Genomic DNA, 17,300 nt, shown 5'->3' on the forward strand with positions numbered 1-17,300 from the left:
CTGCCGCCCATGATGGGGCACGCGCGCGGGTTTTACAACCAGGTGCAAAAGGGGAGCCCTGCCGTGCGGGGGGACGTACGGCGGGGCTCCGGACGGACCGGCGCTGGTGACAGGAGGCGCCGGTACCCCTCCAGGTGGTGTCACCGTACGCCCGTAGTGGCCGGAACAACACCCCCTGGCGTGGCCTGATTCAGAGCTCGTCAGGGTGCATCTCGAACATCAGGACCGAGGGGTTGGGGCCTGCTTGCAGGTACTTGGCGGCGTACGTGTACGCCTCGCGGTAGATGCTCTGGCGGGTGGCGCCCGGCCGGGGGTCGACGGTGCCCTCCATCGTCATGACGCGGACGCCGGTGGGGGCCTGGTGCTGAAGGGTGATGATCCAGTGGAGTCGCATGGTGCTCCTTAAGGGGTCTTGGTGACGGCGTGGTGCCGGGTCTGGGCCGGGTCGTGGATGACCGTGAGGGCCCCTCCCGCATCTCGCTCGATGCGTAGCTCCGGGCCTGTAGCTGTAGCTGTAGTTGTCTCCGTAGGTGGCTCTTGACCTGCGACGACTACAGCTATGGCCGGGGCGGGGGAGGGGGGCGGGGAATGGTCGGGGAGGTCCTCGACGCGGACCCCGGTGGACACCCCACGGCTGGGCTGGCGGACGCTCCCAGTCACCGGGATCCCGGCGGCCGCGCAGGCGGCCCGGACGCGGGCGGTGTCCCAGCCCTCGCCGAGGTGGGCGGCGAGGGCGGCGAGGTGGGCGCCGTGTCCGCCAGCGGCCAGGTGCCGGACCGCGTCGGGGATCGGGCTGCCGTCGGCACCGTCGGGGACCGGTTCGGGGCGCTCCGAAGCGTCCTTGACGGCTGGCTCCTCGGCCGGGCGCTTCTTCTCCCCAGCCAGCATCAGCGCGGCCACGATCCACGTACCGGTACCAGCCGCAATGGCGTAGGTGGTGTAGGGGGACTGGGCGACGACGTAGCCGACCGCGCCGCACCCAAGCACCCGCTTAAGGGGGGCCCGCTTGTCGAGGACGCAGGTCTCCCCCGGTTCCTCGCCCTGCTCCCCGGCCGGGGCATCCTCGGTGCCCTCGGCCTGCACGGCCTTGTACCTGGGCCGGGTGACCCAGGCCGTGATCCGCTGGTAGAGGATGGCGGACCCGTCGTAGAGGGGCCCGCCGATCCCCTGGACGGCGCGAAGCCTCACCGGCCGAACCCGGTCTGCGTGATGCTGTTCCCGATGCCGTTGCCGGCCTGCTGGACGCTGGTCATGACGCTGGCGACGATGCCCCCTCCGGCGCCGGCGAGGAGCGTGACGGCGAGCGCGGTGTGGATGATCGCGCGCTTCTCGGCGTCCTTGTAGATGTCGCTCTTCCACCGGACGACGATCATCGTGGACAGGATGATGCCGACGATGAGCGCGCCGAGGGCGCCGCTGGGGACGTCCATGGCGGGCGTGACCTGTGGGGCGGCGATGGCGTGGCGGGCCGCGGTGTCGATGGCGGCGTGCACGTGGCTGGGCATGAGGGCCTCTCAGGTGAGGATCTTTGCGATGGTGGTGAGGGACGCGGCGTAGATCGCCCAGACGGCGAGCCGCTCGCGGAGGTGCGGGGCGAGGGTGGCGCCGATGGAGCGGAGCACGAGGTACGTGAGCAGGCCCCAGCCGGCGCAGTAGGCGAGGTCCATCAGCCGCTGGTGGCGCCGGGGTAGTAGTCGGCGAATGCGCCAGCCTGCGCCGCCAGCTCGTCGGCGGCGGCGCGCAGCTCGGCCCACCAGCGCCGGGCCGTCTCGTCGTCGACGAGGGTGTACGCCGGGCGGGCGGCGGCGACGGCCTGAACTGCGGCGCTTGCCTGGCGCACGGCGTCGTCGGCCTGCGCCACGCGGCGCGCGCGGCGCTGCGCCGCGGTGTCCGGCTGTGCTTTCAAGCGGCGCAGGTCGCGGAGCACGGTGTCCTTGCCGACGCCGAGCTGCTCCGCGATCTGGCGGGAGGATGCGCCACCCAGCGACAGGCGGCGCACCATGGCGCGCCGCTCGTCGACCTCGGCGGGGGTGGCCATCAGCGGATCTCCAGGCGGAGCCGGACGGCGTACTCGGCGCAGGTCTCGCCGTCGCGGGTCTCGGGCATGGCGGCGAGGAGGGCCGCGTGCAGGGCCTCGCGGCGGTCGCCGTCGACGCGGCCGAAGCGGCTGGTGCGCTTGAGGTGCGTCCAGGCCTGCGCGTTGGCGACGTAGTCGCGGTCGTAGGCGGTGAAGACGGCGTGGGGGTTTTCGTGGCTGATCCACTGTGCAATGCGCTGCATGAGGGTGTTGAGGGTGGCCGGGTCGGCGTCGGCCTGGTGGAGGGCTGCGTCCTGCTGGGTGGTGTGGGTACGCTCGGCCATGGCTTGCTCCTGGTGATGTCAGGGGTGGGCTGGCCCCGGTCATGTGGCGTTGCGAGCGCCGACCGGGGCCGTTCTGCATGGTGCTGCGTGGTGCTTGCTTCGACTGTATGGGCGCCCATACGCTGAAGGCAAGCGGCATGCCCGAAGAGACTGAGGACGGGATGGCCGAGGACTCGATCCCCGAGGAGGTGCAGCGAGTGTTCGCAGCCCTGGACGGCGTTGCGGAGATGGGCGACCCCATTGCCAGAGCGCGCGCGATCAGCGCCGTGCTGAAGGACCAGGCGGAGAGGAGCAAGCGGTTCTATGAACTGCGCCGCCAGGTGGTGCTCGACCTGCGCGCCGAGGGGGTGTCCTACCGGAAGATCGCTGCCGAGCTTGGGGTGTCGCTTGGCACAGTGCAGGACATCGAACGCGGGTCCGGCCGGTGGGCTTCCCGGACGAAGAAGGGCGCACCGCCGGCCGCCGAGTAGCCGCGCGCGCCGGAGCCCCCACCCGGAAGGGCGGGGGCTCAGTGCTGCCCGGATGCGCCGGGACGCGGTCCGGGCCAGGCTGGTGGGGTGCCGGATCGTGCGCGGATCGTCGTCCACCCGGTCGCCCCGACGGGCGGCCGCCGGGTTGTCGCGCACGTCCACGGGGAGGACTCGATCCTCGGCACCGCGTATCGACGGGCGGACGTCGTGGAGTTCCTGCGCCGGGTGGGTGTGGCGGACCCAGAGGACATGGTCGCCGCGGGGGATCCGCTGGTCGAGTGGCGGGGTGGCGGCCCCGAAGTGTGGGCCCCGGAGCCGCCAACCGGCGGCTGACCTATGCCGCCGCGGGCAGCGCCCATGCCCGCTCGCAGGTCTCGCACCGCGCGGTCGGGTCCTGCCCGGCGCCCGCGGTGACGACGATCCGGCCCCGGCAGGTCGGGCACGGCCGGTCGACGGCGTACTGCCGGGCGAGGAGGTCGAGGGCGCTGGCGATGCGGTCGGCGCAGCCGGCGGCGACTTGCTCGACTCGGTACAGCTGCGCGGCGGTGAGCGGCCGGAAGGGCCCGCTCTGGCCGGTGACTCGGGCGTGGAGCCAGCCGGCCGCGTACTCGGCTGTGCGCAGCCCGGTGTACCGCCACCGGCGGGGGTCGCCCTGGTCCTCGTCGGCGGCCGCGTCCCGGCGGGCGCGGTCGGCCGGTGTCCAGCCGCGTGCGGCCCAGTTGGCGGGCGCGTGCGACAGGGCGGGTCGGGTGATGACGGGTGCGAGGGTGTCGGCGAGGTGGATGAGGGTGGTCTCGACGAGGCGGGCGGCGTCGAGGGCGCGGATGCTGAGCGGGGCCGCGGAGGCGCCGATCTGGTCGGGGGACCGCTCGAGGTGGCGGAGGCCGGGGACCTCGACGCGGTCGGCGTCCTCCAGGCGGCGGAGGTGTTCGGTGATGCCGACGCCGTACCAGGCGGCGCGGGGGAGGTCGAGGGCGTCATCGAGGTGGGGCCAGAGTGCGCCGATGCGGATGAGGTGGTATGCGGCGGTGGTGGTCACGTGCTGCTCCTGGGGCGTGGGCGGTACGGTGATCGCACCAGTGGGGCGCGCCCGGTCTTGGCGGACGGTAGGGCGCGCCCCTTGCGCGTGTTCAGGCGGGCTGCCAGGTGACGGTGCCCTCTTCGACGTAGCCGCGGGCCCGGCTCGTGCCAGTCGGCTGGCACGTCTCGTCGTCGTAGTCGGCGAGGTAGTTGGTCCAGAAGGTCACTCGGGCGCGGGCGGCTCCGATGGAGCCGTAGGGGCCCTCGTGTTTGGTGTTCTCGGTGCCGTCGCGGTTGGTGATGGTGATGACGGCGCGGAACACGGTGGCGTCGGCGGCCATGCCGATCGAGCGGGCCATGGGTCAGGACTCCTGGGGTTCGAGGGCGGCGCGGATCCAGGCTCGGAGGTCGCCCTCGGGGAGCTGCTCCACGGCCTGTGCGAGGAGACCGAAGGCGTATCCCCAGTTGGTCGCGAGGACACTTGCTCGGCTGCGGAGTGCGTCGAGCTCGGCGTACAGCTGGTCGAGGGCGTCGTCGGTGATCGTGTCGACGGTGTGCCGAACGGGCTGCTCGGTCACTGGCTGCTCCCGGCGGGCTGGGTGACGCGAATTCGGGGGCGGGTGCCGGCCTTGCGCTCGGGGGTGACGGTGTAGCCGCAGGCGCGGAGAAGGTCGGTGTACTGGTCGAGGTGGGTCTGCTCGTCGGGGCCGTCGTGCCAGATGCGGATGGTGCGGGGGCTGGCTTGCTGGCAGCGGAAGCCGGGGGCCCAGAGGGGGCCGGTGGTGGCGTTGTTGTGTCGGCGTGTTGTGAGGTGTCGGGCGATGGTGGCGGCGGCGAGGGTCTTGGTCATCGCTGGTCCTTCCAGATGCGGTAGAGCGCGACGGCGCTGCCGAGGATGCCGAGGGCGAGCCAGATAGCGGCGAGGACGGTGAGGGCGGTGGTCACGTGTTGCGCCTGTCAGTGCGATCTGTGCGGACCCGGCGCGGGCGCTGTGCGGCCGCGTGGCGGGCTTTCCGGGCCCGCCGGCCGTGGCGGGTCTGCCGTTCGCCGTGGCGGATGCAGGCGGCGAGGAGGAGGGCGAGGGCGGCCGACGTGGCGAGGACGCTGGCCGCGATGAGCACGTAGGTCACGGCTCGTCCAACGAGGCGGCCTCGTCGTCGGCGAGCTGCTTGAGCCGGGTGTGGGCGGCCCAGTCCTCGTCGGTGAACCCGTCCTCGGAGACCATGCGGTCGAAGGCCAGGTCGAGTGCGAAGGCGAGGAGCTGGCGTTCGGCGGTGGTGAGTTCGGCGGCGGGCTGCTGGCTCATGCTCCGGCCTCCACGGCCGCAACGGAGTCGCGGTTGTAGCAAGGGGCCCCGTCGGTGAGGTGGACCGCGTCCTCGTCGGCCGGGTAGCCGCAGCTGCACGGAGAAGTCCGGGTCTGTCCGCCCTGCTGTCGGGCGATCTCGCGGAGCCCGGCGATGACCTCCTCCAGCTGGTCGAGCGGCAGGACGACGTCGGCGTGGCCGGTCTCGCTGCCGCCGACGACGAAGCGGATCGCGGGCCGGCCGTCGGGCGTGGTGTCGGGCAGGGCGGCGTAGTCCTGGTTGGCGACGCCGGTGATGACGAAGCCGGACTTCGGGAACAGGACGAGGTGGCTGACGTCGGCGTCAAAGTCCTCGTACGTGGTCGTCTCCAGGACGAGGCGCCGCCGGACGGGGGATCCGTCCGGCCACGTGGGGTGGTGCTCGTCGCGGTAGGCTCGCGCATCGACAGCGTCCCGCCAGTCCGTGAACGGCAGGCCGGACGACCAATCGTCGGCGAGCGGTTCGTACATCTCGACGTGCCAGCGGGTGCGGGGCGGGTGGGCGTGGTGCATGGGGTTCTCCCGGGGGTGAGGGCTGGGCCGGCCGTCCCGCAGCGCGCGGGACGACCAGGCAGGCGGGGATCAGGCGGCGGCCGTGGCGAGGTCGGCGGCGGTGAGGTAGCCGCGGTGCAGGCAGATCACGACGGCGTGAGTGCGGCTGCGTGCGCCGAGCCGCTTCAGGATTCGGCGCAGGTGCGTGCGCACGGTGTCGGTGGCGAGGTAGAGCGCGGTGGCGATCTCGCCGTTGGTGCGGCCAGCGGCGACGAGGCGGAGGATCTCGGCCTCGCGGGGGCTGATCGTGGTGGTGGTCATGGGGCTGCTCTCTGTGCGCGTGAGGGACGGGGAACCGAGTGCCAGCCGCCGGTCAGTTCTGGTTGGCGATGAGGTGCCAGGCGAACGCCTGGTCGGTGGGGAGGTGGAGGGCGGCGAGCGCGGTGCGCAGCTGCTCGCCCCAGAGGCGGTACTGCTTCTCGTCGCGCGGGATGTCGACGGTCTTGGGGTCGCCGAGTTCGGCGTCGTAGAAGCCGGTGGCGAGGTAGTGGCGGCCGCGGTCGTAGGGTCCGGCGGTGAAGTGGCCGACGTCGCTGCCGAGTGCGCCGAGGGCGCGGTCGAGGGTGTCGGTGTCTTGGGCGGGAATTTCGAGGCCGTAGGCGAGGTAGGCGGTGGTCCAGATGGCCATGGGGCGGGCTCCTTCAGGCGGCGTTGGTGTGGGCGTGGGCGGCGTCGATGCGGCTGGGGTGTGGGGTGCGGTGTCCGCGGTGGCCGACTTCGGGGTCGTGGCCGGGGGTGTGGGTGCGGGTGCGGCAGTGCTGGCCGGTGGGGGCGTTGCACCAGGGGCAGGGGACGGTGAGGGGGTCGGGGCGGCCTTCGCGGACGAGGCGCTCACGCTCGGCGGCGACGGGCCGGTACGCGGCGAGCGCCTGCCGGGCGTGCTCGGGGATGTACCGGCCCACCGCCTTGAGGCGGGCCTGCACCTCGTCGGGGACGGCGGCGAGTTCACGGAGGCCGACCGGCGGGGTGTGCCCGTGGGCGACGGCCTGGCGGCGGGCGGCGAGCTGGGTGCGGTAGGCCTCCTCGTCGTCGGGGTCGACGTTCGGGGGTTCGGGGTCGGCGTCGCGCTGCATGCGATCGCGGACGAGCGCCTGCCAGCGGGTCGCGATGTCGGCCGGGAGGATCGGCCACTTCGACTCGGCGTAGTGCCGCTGTGCGGCGGCAACGGCGTAGTCGTAGGGAACGTCGGCGAGGATGCCGGCCCACATCAGGATCTGGGCGCGGCGCTCGATGGGGTCTTCGCGGCGAACGCGGGGGTCGGCGAGGGCGATCTGGGCGATCAGCTCGGGGATCTGCTCGGGTTCCATCAGGCGCCTCCGGTCTTCTTCTGGCGGAGCTCTTCGGCGATGGCCGCCATGTCGTCGAGGTACTCGGACGTCTTGCTCGGTCCGCCGACGGCACGAAGGGGGGGCCGGCCGTCGGGGGCAGGTTCGGGGGTGGGGGTGGAGTGCCAGCTGTCGTAGAAGAACCGCGACGAGATGACGGGGGTCCGGGCGGACTGCCAGCCGCTGCGTGCGAGCTCGACCATGAGCGGGATGCCAAGCCGCTTGATGTCGTTGTGGACGCGGAGCAGGTCGTCACCCTTGAACTTCCAGGGGACGTGCATGCCGGCCTGGCCGATGGCTGCCATGAGGGGCTGGAGCCAGGGGGGTGCTCCCGCTGCTGCTGCCTGGCCTGTGCCGAGGACGGCGGGCAGGCGGCCGCTGGCGTGCGGGGGGTAGGGGGGTGGTTCCTCCGTAGGAGGAACCTGGCTAGGCATGGCTGTGGCTAGGAGGGGTGTTACACCGTCGAGACCCGTACGGTGTGACAGGGGGTCCTGACCTGCGGCGGAGCCAGAAAATTGGGGTTCGTTTCCGCCGCGATTCCTCGCCGTTTCGTCTTCGATTCGCGCGTGATTCGCACTCGATTCGTCGTCGTTCCGAGTTCGCTTTTCCTTCTCCCGGTGCTTCGCGGTGCGCTCGGCGGCGTTCTTCCGGGCCGCCTCGACCTGCGCGCGGGTGCTGTTCCGGCCGCCCTCGAAGAAGTCGTGGACGAGGTAGTCGCCGGGGCCGGGCTGCGGGCAGCGGGAGCAGGTGTGCCCGGCCTCGTGCCAGAGGCCCGCCGCGACGAGCTTGCGGGCCTGCGGGGCGGTGCCGTACGCCTTGGCGATGGCGCCGGGCACGTGGCCTTCGGTGAGGTGTTGGGCGGAGTAGGCCCCGCAACGCAGCCAGAGACCGAGTGCGGCGTTCCCGGCGGCCATGAACTTGGGGTGGCTGTGGGACGCGTCATCGATCTTGAACCAGGGCATCGGGGTGGTCTCCGTTCGGTGGAGCTGGGGCGGTGGTTGGTGCCCGCCCGCGGCGTCGAACCGCGGGCGCCGGCCGGGATCCGGGCGGGCTGCCGGTCAGGTTTCGTCGAGGTACTCGTCGATGAATTCCTGCTCCTCGGTGGCCTCCTTGTCGTGGCAGGGCACGCAGAGGCGGCGGGGCATGTGGTCGATTCGGGCCTGGCACCAGAGGTCGCCGTTCTCCTCGAACCACGCGAGGTGCGTGGCGGCTTCGACGAGGTCGACGCGGCCGATGTCGTTGATGCAGTCGTGGATCGGCTTGTAGACGAAGACGGGCCGGGGCTGCTTGCAGCGGCCGCAGCGGCCTTCCCTCGGCTTCGGGGCGGTCATGGCCGAGCTCCGATCTGGATGGGTCGGGGGCGGGGTGCGTGGGTGGTGCAGCGCCAGCCGCACGGGTAGAGGCGGGCCGGTCCGTCGTGCTCGCCGGTGGGGACGTCGCACGGGCGGCTGGTCATGCCGCAGCCCGGGTGCCGTGGTCGCGCTGCCAGCGGATGAGGTTGTCGGCGAGGTGCTCCGGGGCCACGCAGTGCCCGCGGCCGCACGTGGCCCGCACGGACCCCTCGGGCCGGCGTCGGTACCCGATCTCGTACGCGAGCTGCGCCGCGGTGAAGACGCGGCCCCGTACGGTGATCGACGTCGACTTGATCGTCCACCGGACGTGGCCGTCGGCCTCCTGCTCGGTGCGCCTGGCGTAGGCGTCAAAGTACGGATCGATGCGACGGGACATCCAGGCCGACCACTCCGCCCGGACGGCCTTCTCCAAGTCGGTGGGCTCGCGCCGGATGATGCGCCGCCGCTGCGTCTCGTCGAGGCCACCCCACACGCCCCAGTCACACGGTTGGGTGAGCGCTGCGAGCGCACAGGCCATACGGACAGGACAGCCGGAGCAGAACTCCTTGGCGTCCTCGATCTGCTGCGTCGCCTTGGCACCGCCGCTCCCGACCGGGAAGAACGCCTCCGGGTCGACTCCCCTACACAGTGCACGGTCTGACCAGTGCGCCGGCCGCCCGGACGTGGCGGGTGCACGCCGGGTGTAGACGGCGGTCACCGGGCACCGCCGAACAGAACGCGGAAGGTGGCGGCGGTGCGGGCGCGGCCGGGGCGGTCGTCGATGTGGGCGGGCGCCACGCACCGCGACAGGCCACAGTCCGGCAGCGCGTTGCCTACTGCCTCACGACCGGTCCGGATCGTGAACGCGACGCGGTAGGCCGAATGCTGGCGCTGGAGATGGCGGACGACCGGCGTCCCGTGCTGATCGATGGTTCCGGTCCAGCGCAGGTGCCCGCCCTCCAGCGGCTCGGTGCGTGAGTGGAACGCGGCCTCGACGCTGGGGGCCGCCTTGCCGGACAGGCAGGTCGGCAGGGCCAGGGCGGCTCGGGCGGCCGCTACGCGCATGGGACTGGTGTGGAGCTGGCGGCCGATCGCCCGGTCCGACAGCCCGGCGCGGAGCAACTCGGCGACGTCGGCGCGAACCTTCATCGGGCCACCCCCTCGGCCAGGCACCAGACGCGGATGACGGCGCCAGGCTCGTCGAGGGCGTAGAGGCCCTCGGCAGGGTGGACCTTGCGAGCCACGACCTCGACGATCCGGGAATCGTCGGCGATGGCCCCCGCGGTGGTGAGCGCGTCGAGCGTGGACCGCAACAGCTTGTCGATGTCGCCGGAGTCCCGGGTCGTCGGCCACGTGCGCCGGGTCCTGGGGGCGCTGGCCGGCTTGCGGACGGTGAACACGACCTCGACCGAGAGCGGTCCGTCCAGGGGTGCCCGCCCGCCGAGGGCGAACCCGGCCGCCGCCTCGGCGACGGCGGCACGCCACGGCTTGACCCGCTTCGACTGCTCGACCATGCGGCCATGGCCGACGTGCCGCTTACTGCCCTGGGGGGCGGGGCGGATGCCGCGGACGGTGACGGTCAGGTCGGGCGGGGTGGTGCCCGCGGCCGGGCGGGTGGTCAGCCCGGCCGCGGGGGTCTGCGTGATGGTCACCGGCCAGCCTCCTTGCGGGCTGCCACCCGGGCGCGCTGGTATGCGGCCTCGGCCTCGCGGCACGGGTGGCACAGCGTCTCCTTGCGGTACCGGTGCTGCTTGGCACCCCGAAGGGTGCCGTGGGCGATGGGCTTGCGCTGGCTGCCGCCGCGCGGCCGCTTCAGGCCGATGGCCTTGATGAGGTCGTCCAGCTCGGTGTCGGTGAGGCTCATGCGGTCACCCCCTGGCGGGCGTCGTACAGCTCGTTGGTGAGGGAGACGTTCGCGGTCTGAAGGGCGACGAGCCGCTCCTCCTGCTGCGCGCGGGCGTCCTCGGAGGCGCGGAGCATCCGGGCGAGGACGGCCTCCCCGGCGGTCAGGTCTCGGCCGGCGAGCTCCGTGTGGCGGGTCCGGAGCCCGGCGAGGGCGGCGACTGCGGCGTCCCGCTCGGCGGCTGTGTCGGTGAGCTCCCGCTCCAGGCGGAGGATGTCGGTGCGCTGGTCGGCGGTCTGTTGCTGAAGGGCGCGGTAGCGGCGTCCGGATACGGGCATCACTGGTCTCCGTCCTGCTGGTGGGGAATGAGGGGCCAAGCGCCGGGAACGACCGCGGTCGGGTCCTTGCGGCGCAGGTAGTCCTGGAGGCTGGCGGCCTGCTCCGCGGCCCAACCGGCCTGCACGGCGTGCAGCTCGGGCAGCGAGTGCGCGGCGAGCTTCGGGAAGCGGGTGCCGAGCCGCCACGCGACCCGGCATGCGGCGATCGCATCGGCGTCCGCCGAGTGGGCGTCGCCGATCGGCACCTCGTAGTGGGCGCACAGGTCGACGAGCTTGCGGGAGCCCCGTCGGTACCGGTCGACGGCCTTGTCGAGGACGTAGGGGTCGATGACCGGGAAGCCGCTCGGGAGTGGCGAGAGGCCGTGCCGGCGGGCCTCGCGGTCGAGCATCGTCAGGTCGAACCGCGCGTTCATCGCGACGACCGGGATCCCGGCGGCGATGACCTGCCCGAGGGCGGCGAGGACATCGGCGACGACCTCGGCGGCGGCCTTGCCCTCGGTGCGGGCCCGCTCGGTGGTGATGCCGTGAACCTCGCTGGCCTGCTCGGGGATGTCGATGCCGGGGTCGGCGAGCCACGTCGCGGAGGCGGTGGGCTGGTTGCCGCCGCACTGGACGACGCAGGCGGTGACGATGCGGTCGGTCTCGACGTCGACGCCGGTGGTCTCCAGGTCGAAGCCGCACAGGCGGCCGAGGTGCCAGCTCATGAGCGCACCGCCTTCACCGCGGTGAGGAACTCCCGCAGGCGGGCCGCGTTCGCCGTGGAGGGGTGCAGACCGCTGTTCTGCTCGGCGAACTGCGCCTCGACCTGCTCGGTCGTCAGGCCGCGCGTGCCGGCGGCCGCGATGATCTGGAACCAGAGGTCATCGACGTCGTCGGCCTCGACGAACTCCGCCTCGTAGGCGCCCTCGCTGTCGGGGCCCGGCGGCGGAGCCGGGGCCGGGGTGGGGGTGGGGGTCGGCTTCGTCGCGGCGGCGAGGCCGTCGGCGATCCCCTTCAGGGTGGCGCTCAGCTCCGGGGAATCGTGCCCCGCCTGCCTGGCCCGGGTGTACACGGCGAGTACCTCGTCCGGTGTCCGGCACGCCCGGCCCTCGGCCACGTAGTCCGGCCGTGCCGTGAGCGCCGCCCGCTGCGGGCCCGCCGCCACCTGGCCGCCCGCGGCCGGGATCTGCCCGGACATCAGCGCGGCAGGGGTGATCTCGACGTCCAGGGTCGGCACCATGAACCGGGCCGGGCCCTCGTCGCGTTGGACGAGCTTCTCCTCCATGCCGAGCCAGCCCGGCACGTACCCGCCCGCCTGCGCCAGCAGCTCGGCGGCCGGGGGCAGGGTGACGGCCGCGTAGAACCCCTTCGAGATCAGCAGCCACTGGCCCAGGGCGGGCACGTCGCGGAGCATCACGTTCACGCGGGTCGTGATCGAGCACTGCCGGTCGTCCGGGTCGCACATGCACGGCCGGTCCCGCTTGTGCTCGGTGACCCCGTCGCAGCGGCGCTGGCACTTCGACCCGGCGTACAACTCGTACCACTGGGACACCGCGTTGTTCGGCGGAATCAGGACCGGGAGTCGGCTGGCCTGCGAGTACACCTCGAACTCGGACGGGCCGCCGTTGGCCGGTGTCCAGGGCTTGACCTCGCCGCCGTACAGCTTGGCGACCTCGGCGAGGATCTCCCGCGAGGGGGAGGTGAACCGGAACTGGTTCAGCTTGGCCGGGCGGACGGACGGCTTGCCGTTCTTGTCGGTGCGGCCAGTCGGCACCACGTGACCGATCCGGATCTCGCCGAGCTGCCGCATCCGGCGCTGAAGATCGATGATGGGCATCAGGCAGCCCTCTCGTCGTCGGTGGGAAGGGTGAGGGCGGGCTGGATGACCTTCTTCGACAGGCCCGTCGCCCACTCGGCGGCCTGTTGGATGGTGAGGAACGCCCGGTACACGTCGTCGCCGCAGAACACCGGGACCAGCCGGTATCCCTCCGGCCGCAGGTGCAGCACCATGCCGGTCGAGTACGTCGGCGGCATCGGCACCCGGGAGCCGTCGCGCAGCCACGCCACCCGGGCGTTGCGGTACGCGGCCATCTGGAGCGCGGCCTCGGGGTAGACGCCCTTCACGTCGAGCTCGCCGCCGGTCTTGGTGTCGCCCATGAACAGCTGCGACGCGGGCAGCTCGAAGTGGCGGGCCAGGAGCGGCGAGCGGAGGAGGTAGTCGAGGGTTCCGGCGTAGCCGGCCTCGGCCGAGCCGACGACCATCTCGGAGGCCTCGAACTCGACGCGCCACTCGGCGACGAACCGCTCGAAGTGCTCCAGGAACGGGACGAGCTCGGGGTTTTCCAGCACCTCAGCCGGTATGGGCTGGCCGAGGATCTTCGACTCGATGACGCGGTGGACGGCCGAGCCGACGTCCTTACGCTCGTCCTTCTTCCGCAGGTGAGCGCGCTTGAGCCATTTCGTGATCTCGGCCCGCTGCTCCGGCAGCCGGGAAGCGGCGACGAGCTGCGGGAGGTGAGCCATGGCGGTCTCGGCGGTGATGTTGCCGGCCCAGATGGTCAGGGCGTCACCCTTGGCGCAGCCCTGTTCGAGGATGGTGGTGACGCGGCGGTACTTCTGTCCGGTGACCGGGTCGCGGTACCAGCCCTGGGAGGGCCTGGGGATGCGGTCCGGGCCGGCGGCCGGGGCAGAAGCCCCGGCCAGCACGGTCTCGGTCATCAGTCGTCGTCCTCCGTGCGCTTCGGCTTCACGCCAGCGGCGGAGTACCAGGCGCGCCACTCCGCACCGGTCATGCCGGGCTCGGAGCCGTCCACGGGGGCCTGCATGGCTGTCGCGGCAGCCAGGGCGAGCGTGGCGTGCACCTGCGCCGCGTCCCACCGGGCGCGCGCGGTCTGCGGAGCACCGTCGTGCTCGTATTCGTCGGCGACGGCGAGCAGGTTCTCGGCCTCGCGGTAGTGCTCGGGCCCGGTCATGCCGCGCTCCTCTCGGTGTCGGTGTTGGGCAGGTAAGCGCGGCGTCCGTCGGCGTCGACTGCCACCAGGACCCCGCGGCGGGACATCCCCCGCAGGTCCTTCCGGGCCGTGTTCCGGCCCGACGTCGGCCACGGCGACCCGGCGAGGAGCCGCTCCGCGTCGTGCGTGGTGACCGAGCCCGGCTCGCGCTGTATGGCCGCGAGCAGCCACTCCCGGCGCGTCACTGGGCATCCCGCGTCTTGAGGTACTCCGCGAACTCCCAGGCCTGACGGCGGGAGCCGAACGACTTCTGGCGCGTGCGGCCACCCTCCCGCCACCGAACCCTGTAGGCCGGCCCGTCGGACTCGACGCGGAGGGCCGTACGCGTGACCGGCTGTTCCTCCGAGGCTCGGTCGGCGTTGAGCAGCGCGACGAGGTAGGCGGCCAGGGCCTCCGACTCCAGGTCGATGACCGGGTCCGGGCAGCAGTCGTGCACCTGAGCCCGTTCGTGGCGGTCCTCGTGGCAGACGGGCGCGACCGTCGCGAGCCTGGTGCCGTCCTCGGCCCAGCAGGTGCGCCACTCGGGCGCGGAGCAGCCAGTCCAGCGCCTCAGCAGGTCGCGGGCGGCGGCGCGGGCGTCGTCGAGGGTGCTCATGCCGCACGCTCCCCACGCGGACCCGGCACGTGCCGGTCGATGGCCCGCAGCAACTTGCTCGCGAGCCGGAAAGCGGCCTGCCCGTACAGCGGCACCCGCGATGACGCGCGCTCGGCGAGCTGCCGCTCCAACTCCTCCCGGTCGAGGGGTTCGGTGCTGCCCGCGGGTCGGGCGACCGGGTTGGCGACCTCGAGCAGCAGGTCCCACAGGTTCGTGGACTCCGGGTCGAGGAGGGCGTCGATCACGTCCGAGACGACGTGCGCTGTCAGGGCGGACAGGTCGAGGACGGCCCCGGCGGGGATCCGCTCGACACGGACGGGGATGGGCCCGGTAACGGGCGGCTGCTCGGTCATCGGGTTGCCCCCTTCGTGTGGATGCGGTCGGACGGGCGGAGCGAGCAGCGCCGACACCGGGTGTGCGGCGTGCTGGTCCAGGACGGGACGACGCGGACGGGGTCGGCGTGGTGAGGGGTCTCCTGCTCGGCGTCGCAGCCGGGGCAGGAGTCCTGCATGAGCACGTAGTCGTGAGCGCAGAGCACCCGGATGCGGTCGTTCACTGGCCCTCGCTCTCGTGGCAGCGCTTGCAGACGCGGGCGTCCTCGCCGACCTTCAGGGGGATGGCCTCGCGGCCGAGCGGGAAGTAGACGCCGCAGCGGGCGCGGGAGTCCGACGGGCCACCGCCGATGCTGCTCCCGCGCAAGTGCAGGACACCGGTTGACGAGCGGAGGTAGCGGTCAGGGGAGTTGGGAGTCACGCGGTACTTCGGGAGGTCGCGGCCGAGCCGGTACGTGTGGGGCTCCGGGCCCTCGTGCGGGTCGTCGCGGCGGGCGTGGGTGGCCTGGCACCGGTCCGAGCAGAAGTCGGTGATGTTCTCGTCGTCCAGGCCCTCACCACAAACGAGGCACTCGGCGTCAGGCAGCGGCGCGGGCCGCGTGGCCTCCAGCTCGGCAACCCGCTTCCGCAGCCGGGCCAGCTCGGCGGCCTCGGCCGGCGCCCGCATCGACTCCCACAGGCCGATCACCGCGGGCGTCCCGATGTGGAAGGCGGCAGTGTCCCAGCTCCCAGCGAAGTAGTTGCCGCTGCTCACGCAACTCTCCGGCCAGTCCGAGCAGTGGCACAGGTCGTCGTGGTAGTGGTCGTTCAGGGCCCGGTTGCCGGCGTCGGCCAACGCGTCGATCTGCTCCTCGGAGAGATCAGCGGGCTGCGCGTTCATCAGCAGCCGCAACCGTTCCAGCTCGGCGGCCGTCTCGGGGGACTGAAGCAGCTGCGCGCACTCCAGGGCGTACGCGAGGCTCGCCGGGATGGTCTTGCCCTGCTGCATCGCGGCGTGGATCACGCCCGCCGCGGCGTTCACGCGGACGGTGTTCATGCCGCCACCGCCATCACGCCGTGGCCCGACAGCTCGACCACGACACCCGCGTGCACCGTCGACGCCGACAGCCACGACAGCGACGCGCCGCGGACGAGCTCGACGCACTCCTCCGGGATCATCAGCGCCGACCGCCACGCCTCGAAGGCGTCCGGCTGGGACAGCTGCACGGACAGGGCGCCGACCGCGCTGATCGTGAAGTACGGGGCGGGAAGTGCCGGGAACATCTGGGTGAGGGAGAGCAGAGCGGCCGCAGCGGCGGCCTGGTCCCCGGCGAACGGCGCGGGGGTAGTCTGGTGGATCACGGTGTACCTCTCTGTCTGTGGTGAGGTGTGCCGAGGGGTCGCATGCGGACCGGCCAGGGTCCCGGCGGCCCCGTCGTTCTTCAGGGGTCAGGCGGCGGCCGGCTGCTGCGCAGCCATCCAGGCGCGGACCTTCTTGAGGTCGAACCGGCGCTGTCGGCCGGCGAACGGCTCGACGGGCATCCCCTGCTTGATCCACTGGAGGACCTGCCAGTCGGAGACGCGGTAGTACGTCTCCAGCTGCGGCATGGTCAGGAGCGGGTCGAGGCCGGCGGGGAGCGTGGTGGCGCGTTCAGCCTTCGTCGGCATGAGCACTTGACCTTTCTACTGTCGAAGTCAAAGGTGGGAGCATGCTGAAAAGCCTGTGGATTGGGACGTCGAGCCCTTCGGCGATCAGCCACGCCGTGCGCACCTCGCACCGTTGGCGCGCGGTCCGCCCCCTGCCGGCGATCCGCCCGACGGCCGCCACACTCACCCCGCGACCGCTCGGGTCGACCTTGCGGGTCAGTTCGGCGAGCTTGCCGAGGGTGAGGCCCCGCCGCTCCATCTCGTCGCGGATTGGCTGGCCGTCGCCCTTGCGGAGCACTTTCGGCATGGGAGTCCCGGTGCTTTCGGTGAGGCTGCGCCCCTCTGGGTGAGGTGCTGTGACATTTTTACAGTCACAGTCGAAGCGATGTCAACGGGTTCCTCCGAGAACCTCCGAGGGGACGGACAGCCCAAGGCGCACCCGGCGCTCGCAGGGAGCGCAACGCGCCGCAAGTGCACGCCTTCACGCTGCGGCCCTTTCGGCCACGCTTCTACTTTTGCTTGCGAAAAGTAGAAGGCAAGGGCACCCTTGCCATGTGACAGACGAGGAACCCACCCCCCTTGAAGAGGACTTCGCGCAGCTCTTGGCGCGCCTCAAGGGCGACTACGGCGTAAGCGACAGCGAGATCGCGCGCCGCATCGACGCCTCCCCGTCCACCGTTCACACGTGGGTGCACCGCAAGCGCGCCCCGCGCCCCGACGCGATCCGCGCCCTCGCCGCGGCGTTCCCGAGGTTCTCCGAGGCAGAGTTGTTCGCGGCTGCCGGCCGCCGCGCCCCCGGGCCACTGAGCCCGGCCGCCGAGGAGCGACTCCTGGAGCTGTTCCGCGGCCTGACGCCGGAGCAGCAAGAGATCAAGGAGATCGAGCTGCGGGCGCTGAACGAGGCGAACCGCCGGGGGTAGTTGGCGGCCGCCCCCCTGCGCGCCCACCCTCGCTGTAGACCCCGTGCACACCCCTCCCTGCGGGGATGTGGCATCTATGTGGCATCCGGCACGAGGAAGGGCCCCCCGTTCGAATACGACGGAGGGCCCTGAAACCCGGTCTGACCTGCTACGGAGACCTACGTGGGCGCGGACGGTTTCGAACCGCCGACATCTGCTTTGTAAGAGCAGCGCTCTACCCCTGAGCTACGCACCCGTGGACGAGGGGACAGCC

Annotated in this window: 38 protein-coding genes and 1 tRNA gene; 3 read left to right on the top strand and 36 right to left on the bottom strand. The window is 72.2% G+C overall.

From position 1 onward, the window contains the following. Positions 1-190 precede the first annotated feature (190 nt). Genes AC068A_RS17435 through AC068A_RS17460 form a run of 6 tightly spaced genes read right to left on the bottom strand, consistent with a single transcriptional unit; the run spans position 191 to position 2,361 of the window. Positions 191-394: a hypothetical protein gene (locus AC068A_RS17435; RefSeq protein ID WP_478585765.1), complete on the bottom strand. Its 204-nt coding sequence runs from the start codon at positions 392-394 to the stop codon at positions 191-193. A gap of 8 nt (positions 395-402) precedes the next feature. Further along, a complete protein-coding gene (locus AC068A_RS17440) occupies positions 403-1,188 on the bottom strand; it encodes a hypothetical protein (RefSeq protein ID WP_478585767.1) in 786 nt (261 codons plus the stop codon). Then, complete coding sequence (locus AC068A_RS17445) at positions 1,185-1,505, bottom strand: hypothetical protein (RefSeq protein ID WP_478585769.1); 321 nt, start codon at positions 1,503-1,505, stop codon at positions 1,185-1,187. Before AC068A_RS17445 ends, AC068A_RS17440 begins: the two co-directional genes overlap by 4 nt. 9 nt (positions 1,506-1,514) lie before the next feature. Further along, positions 1,515-1,667, bottom strand: a complete 153-nt coding sequence (locus tag AC068A_RS17450) for a hypothetical protein (RefSeq protein ID WP_478585771.1) — start codon at positions 1,665-1,667, stop codon at positions 1,515-1,517. Beyond that, complete coding sequence (locus AC068A_RS17455; protein WP_478585773.1) at positions 1,667-2,038, bottom strand: hypothetical protein; 372 nt, start codon at positions 2,036-2,038, stop codon at positions 1,667-1,669. The genes AC068A_RS17450 and AC068A_RS17455 overlap by 1 nt, the downstream gene beginning before the upstream one ends. Continuing rightward, on the bottom strand, positions 2,038-2,361 hold the full coding sequence (locus AC068A_RS17460) for a hypothetical protein (RefSeq protein ID WP_478585774.1): 324 nt from the start codon (positions 2,359-2,361) through the stop codon (positions 2,038-2,040). The genes AC068A_RS17455 and AC068A_RS17460 overlap by 1 nt, the downstream gene beginning before the upstream one ends. A 107-nt stretch (positions 2,362-2,468) precedes the next feature. Between AC068A_RS17460 and AC068A_RS17465 the strand changes: the two genes are divergently transcribed. Together AC068A_RS17465 and AC068A_RS17470 are read left to right on the top strand one after the other, a co-directional pair. Continuing rightward, positions 2,469-2,831: a helix-turn-helix domain-containing protein gene (locus tag AC068A_RS17465; protein WP_478585775.1), complete on the top strand. Its 363-nt coding sequence runs from the start codon at positions 2,469-2,471 to the stop codon at positions 2,829-2,831. An 87-nt stretch (positions 2,832-2,918) separates the two neighbouring features. Continuing rightward, the gene (locus AC068A_RS17470; protein ID WP_478585777.1) at positions 2,919-3,164 is read left to right on the top strand and encodes a hypothetical protein; all 246 of its coding nucleotides are present in this window, start codon (positions 2,919-2,921) and stop codon (positions 3,162-3,164) included. A gap of 1 nt (position 3,165) precedes the next feature. Here the strand turns inward: AC068A_RS17470 and AC068A_RS17475 are convergent, their stop codons facing one another. The 29 genes from AC068A_RS17475 to AC068A_RS17615 form a co-directional block, all read right to left on the bottom strand. Further along, positions 3,166-3,870: a hypothetical protein gene (locus AC068A_RS17475; RefSeq protein WP_478585779.1), complete on the bottom strand. Its 705-nt coding sequence runs from the start codon at positions 3,868-3,870 to the stop codon at positions 3,166-3,168. Positions 3,871-3,961: 91 nt separating this feature from the next. Continuing rightward, positions 3,962-4,210, bottom strand: coding sequence for a hypothetical protein (locus AC068A_RS17480; protein ID WP_478585781.1), 249 nt, complete (start codon positions 4,208-4,210; stop codon positions 3,962-3,964). Between the two features lie 3 nt (positions 4,211-4,213). Continuing rightward, a complete protein-coding gene (locus tag AC068A_RS17485; RefSeq protein ID WP_478585783.1) occupies positions 4,214-4,429 on the bottom strand; it encodes a hypothetical protein in 216 nt (71 codons plus the stop codon). Beyond that, complete coding sequence (locus tag AC068A_RS17490) at positions 4,426-4,701, bottom strand: hypothetical protein (protein ID WP_478585784.1); 276 nt, start codon at positions 4,699-4,701, stop codon at positions 4,426-4,428. Before AC068A_RS17490 ends, AC068A_RS17485 begins: the two co-directional genes overlap by 4 nt. Before the next feature lie 91 nt (positions 4,702-4,792). Next, positions 4,793-4,981: a hypothetical protein gene (locus AC068A_RS17495; protein WP_478585786.1), complete on the bottom strand. Its 189-nt coding sequence runs from the start codon at positions 4,979-4,981 to the stop codon at positions 4,793-4,795. Beyond that, positions 4,978-5,157 carry a hypothetical protein gene (locus tag AC068A_RS17500; RefSeq protein WP_478585788.1) on the bottom strand — a complete coding sequence of 60 codons (180 nt, stop codon included), beginning with the start codon at positions 5,155-5,157 and terminating at the stop codon, positions 4,978-4,980. The genes AC068A_RS17495 and AC068A_RS17500 overlap by 4 nt, the downstream gene beginning before the upstream one ends. Next, on the bottom strand, positions 5,154-5,708 hold the full coding sequence (locus AC068A_RS17505; RefSeq protein WP_478585790.1) for a hypothetical protein: 555 nt from the start codon (positions 5,706-5,708) through the stop codon (positions 5,154-5,156). The genes AC068A_RS17500 and AC068A_RS17505 overlap by 4 nt, the downstream gene beginning before the upstream one ends. Positions 5,709-5,777: 69 nt before the next feature. After that, positions 5,778-6,008, bottom strand: coding sequence for a response regulator transcription factor (locus AC068A_RS17510; protein ID WP_478585792.1), 231 nt, complete (start codon positions 6,006-6,008; stop codon positions 5,778-5,780). A gap of 52 nt (positions 6,009-6,060) precedes the next feature. Next, positions 6,061-6,375 (bottom strand): hypothetical protein, encoded by a 315-nt coding sequence (locus tag AC068A_RS17515; protein WP_478585794.1) that lies wholly within the window; start codon positions 6,373-6,375, stop codon positions 6,061-6,063. 13 nt (positions 6,376-6,388) lie between these two features. After that, positions 6,389-7,054 (bottom strand): zinc finger domain-containing protein, encoded by a 666-nt coding sequence (locus AC068A_RS17520; protein ID WP_478585795.1) that lies wholly within the window; start codon positions 7,052-7,054, stop codon positions 6,389-6,391. Further along, positions 7,054-8,034: a mucin-2 gene (locus tag AC068A_RS17525; protein ID WP_478585797.1), complete on the bottom strand. Its 981-nt coding sequence runs from the start codon at positions 8,032-8,034 to the stop codon at positions 7,054-7,056. The genes AC068A_RS17520 and AC068A_RS17525 overlap by 1 nt, the downstream gene beginning before the upstream one ends. Positions 8,035-8,130: 96 nt before the next feature. Further along, a complete protein-coding gene (locus AC068A_RS17530) occupies positions 8,131-8,403 on the bottom strand; it encodes a hypothetical protein (RefSeq protein ID WP_478585799.1) in 273 nt (90 codons plus the stop codon). A gap of 121 nt (positions 8,404-8,524) precedes the next feature. After that, positions 8,525-9,121 (bottom strand): WhiB family transcriptional regulator, encoded by a 597-nt coding sequence (locus AC068A_RS17535; RefSeq protein WP_478585801.1) that lies wholly within the window; start codon positions 9,119-9,121, stop codon positions 8,525-8,527. Continuing rightward, complete coding sequence (locus AC068A_RS17540) at positions 9,118-9,552, bottom strand: hypothetical protein (RefSeq protein ID WP_478585802.1); 435 nt, start codon at positions 9,550-9,552, stop codon at positions 9,118-9,120. Before AC068A_RS17540 ends, AC068A_RS17535 begins: the two co-directional genes overlap by 4 nt. After that, the gene (locus AC068A_RS17545) at positions 9,549-10,055 is read right to left on the bottom strand and encodes a RusA family crossover junction endodeoxyribonuclease (protein ID WP_478585804.1); all 507 of its coding nucleotides are present in this window, start codon (positions 10,053-10,055) and stop codon (positions 9,549-9,551) included. Before AC068A_RS17545 ends, AC068A_RS17540 begins: the two co-directional genes overlap by 4 nt. Continuing rightward, positions 10,052-10,267, bottom strand: coding sequence for a hypothetical protein (locus AC068A_RS17550; protein ID WP_478585806.1), 216 nt, complete (start codon positions 10,265-10,267; stop codon positions 10,052-10,054). The genes AC068A_RS17545 and AC068A_RS17550 overlap by 4 nt, the downstream gene beginning before the upstream one ends. Then, positions 10,264-10,584 carry a hypothetical protein gene (locus tag AC068A_RS17555; protein WP_478585808.1) on the bottom strand — a complete coding sequence of 107 codons (321 nt, stop codon included), beginning with the start codon at positions 10,582-10,584 and terminating at the stop codon, positions 10,264-10,266. The genes AC068A_RS17550 and AC068A_RS17555 overlap by 4 nt, the downstream gene beginning before the upstream one ends. Next, the gene (locus AC068A_RS17560) at positions 10,584-11,288 is read right to left on the bottom strand and encodes an exonuclease domain-containing protein (protein ID WP_478585810.1); all 705 of its coding nucleotides are present in this window, start codon (positions 11,286-11,288) and stop codon (positions 10,584-10,586) included. The genes AC068A_RS17555 and AC068A_RS17560 overlap by 1 nt, the downstream gene beginning before the upstream one ends. Then, the gene (locus AC068A_RS17565; protein WP_478585812.1) at positions 11,285-12,400 is read right to left on the bottom strand and encodes a recombination directionality factor; all 1,116 of its coding nucleotides are present in this window, start codon (positions 12,398-12,400) and stop codon (positions 11,285-11,287) included. Before AC068A_RS17565 ends, AC068A_RS17560 begins: the two co-directional genes overlap by 4 nt. Beyond that, entirely contained in the window at positions 12,400-13,281 is an 882-nt protein-coding gene (locus tag AC068A_RS17570) for a hypothetical protein (RefSeq protein WP_478585813.1), read from the bottom strand. The genes AC068A_RS17565 and AC068A_RS17570 overlap by 1 nt, the downstream gene beginning before the upstream one ends. After that, positions 13,281-13,535, bottom strand: a complete 255-nt coding sequence (locus AC068A_RS17575; protein WP_478585815.1) for a hypothetical protein — start codon at positions 13,533-13,535, stop codon at positions 13,281-13,283. The genes AC068A_RS17570 and AC068A_RS17575 overlap by 1 nt, the downstream gene beginning before the upstream one ends. Further along, positions 13,532-13,759: a hypothetical protein gene (locus tag AC068A_RS17580; RefSeq protein ID WP_478585816.1), complete on the bottom strand. Its 228-nt coding sequence runs from the start codon at positions 13,757-13,759 to the stop codon at positions 13,532-13,534. The genes AC068A_RS17575 and AC068A_RS17580 overlap by 4 nt, the downstream gene beginning before the upstream one ends. Next, positions 13,756-14,169, bottom strand: a complete 414-nt coding sequence (locus AC068A_RS17585) for a hypothetical protein (RefSeq protein ID WP_478585817.1) — start codon at positions 14,167-14,169, stop codon at positions 13,756-13,758. The genes AC068A_RS17580 and AC068A_RS17585 overlap by 4 nt, the downstream gene beginning before the upstream one ends. After that, entirely contained in the window at positions 14,166-14,522 is a 357-nt protein-coding gene (locus AC068A_RS17590) for a hypothetical protein (protein WP_478585819.1), read from the bottom strand. Before AC068A_RS17590 ends, AC068A_RS17585 begins: the two co-directional genes overlap by 4 nt. Continuing rightward, positions 14,519-14,725 (bottom strand): hypothetical protein, encoded by a 207-nt coding sequence (locus AC068A_RS17595; protein ID WP_478585820.1) that lies wholly within the window; start codon positions 14,723-14,725, stop codon positions 14,519-14,521. Before AC068A_RS17595 ends, AC068A_RS17590 begins: the two co-directional genes overlap by 4 nt. Beyond that, on the bottom strand, positions 14,722-15,537 hold the full coding sequence (locus AC068A_RS17600; protein WP_478585822.1) for a hypothetical protein: 816 nt from the start codon (positions 15,535-15,537) through the stop codon (positions 14,722-14,724). Before AC068A_RS17600 ends, AC068A_RS17595 begins: the two co-directional genes overlap by 4 nt. Continuing rightward, entirely contained in the window at positions 15,534-15,842 is a 309-nt protein-coding gene (locus AC068A_RS17605) for a hypothetical protein (RefSeq protein ID WP_478585823.1), read from the bottom strand. Before AC068A_RS17605 ends, AC068A_RS17600 begins: the two co-directional genes overlap by 4 nt. 87 nt (positions 15,843-15,929) lie before the next feature. Further along, positions 15,930-16,148, bottom strand: a complete 219-nt coding sequence (locus AC068A_RS17610) for a hypothetical protein (protein ID WP_478585825.1) — start codon at positions 16,146-16,148, stop codon at positions 15,930-15,932. Beyond that, a complete protein-coding gene (locus AC068A_RS17615; RefSeq protein WP_478585826.1) occupies positions 16,132-16,434 on the bottom strand; it encodes an XRE family transcriptional regulator in 303 nt (100 codons plus the stop codon). The genes AC068A_RS17610 and AC068A_RS17615 overlap by 17 nt, the downstream gene beginning before the upstream one ends. 247 nt (positions 16,435-16,681) lie before the next feature. Between AC068A_RS17615 and AC068A_RS17620 the strand changes: the two genes are divergently transcribed. Further along, a complete protein-coding gene (locus AC068A_RS17620) occupies positions 16,682-17,047 on the top strand; it encodes a helix-turn-helix domain-containing protein (RefSeq protein WP_478585828.1) in 366 nt (121 codons plus the stop codon). A gap of 163 nt (positions 17,048-17,210) precedes the next feature. Here the strand turns inward: AC068A_RS17620 and AC068A_RS17625 are convergent. Continuing rightward, positions 17,211-17,282: transfer RNA gene (locus AC068A_RS17625), tRNA-Val, on the bottom strand. Positions 17,283-17,300 lie beyond the last annotated feature (18 nt).

This window comes from Streptomyces sp. NPDC043854, from assembly GCF_056436005.1.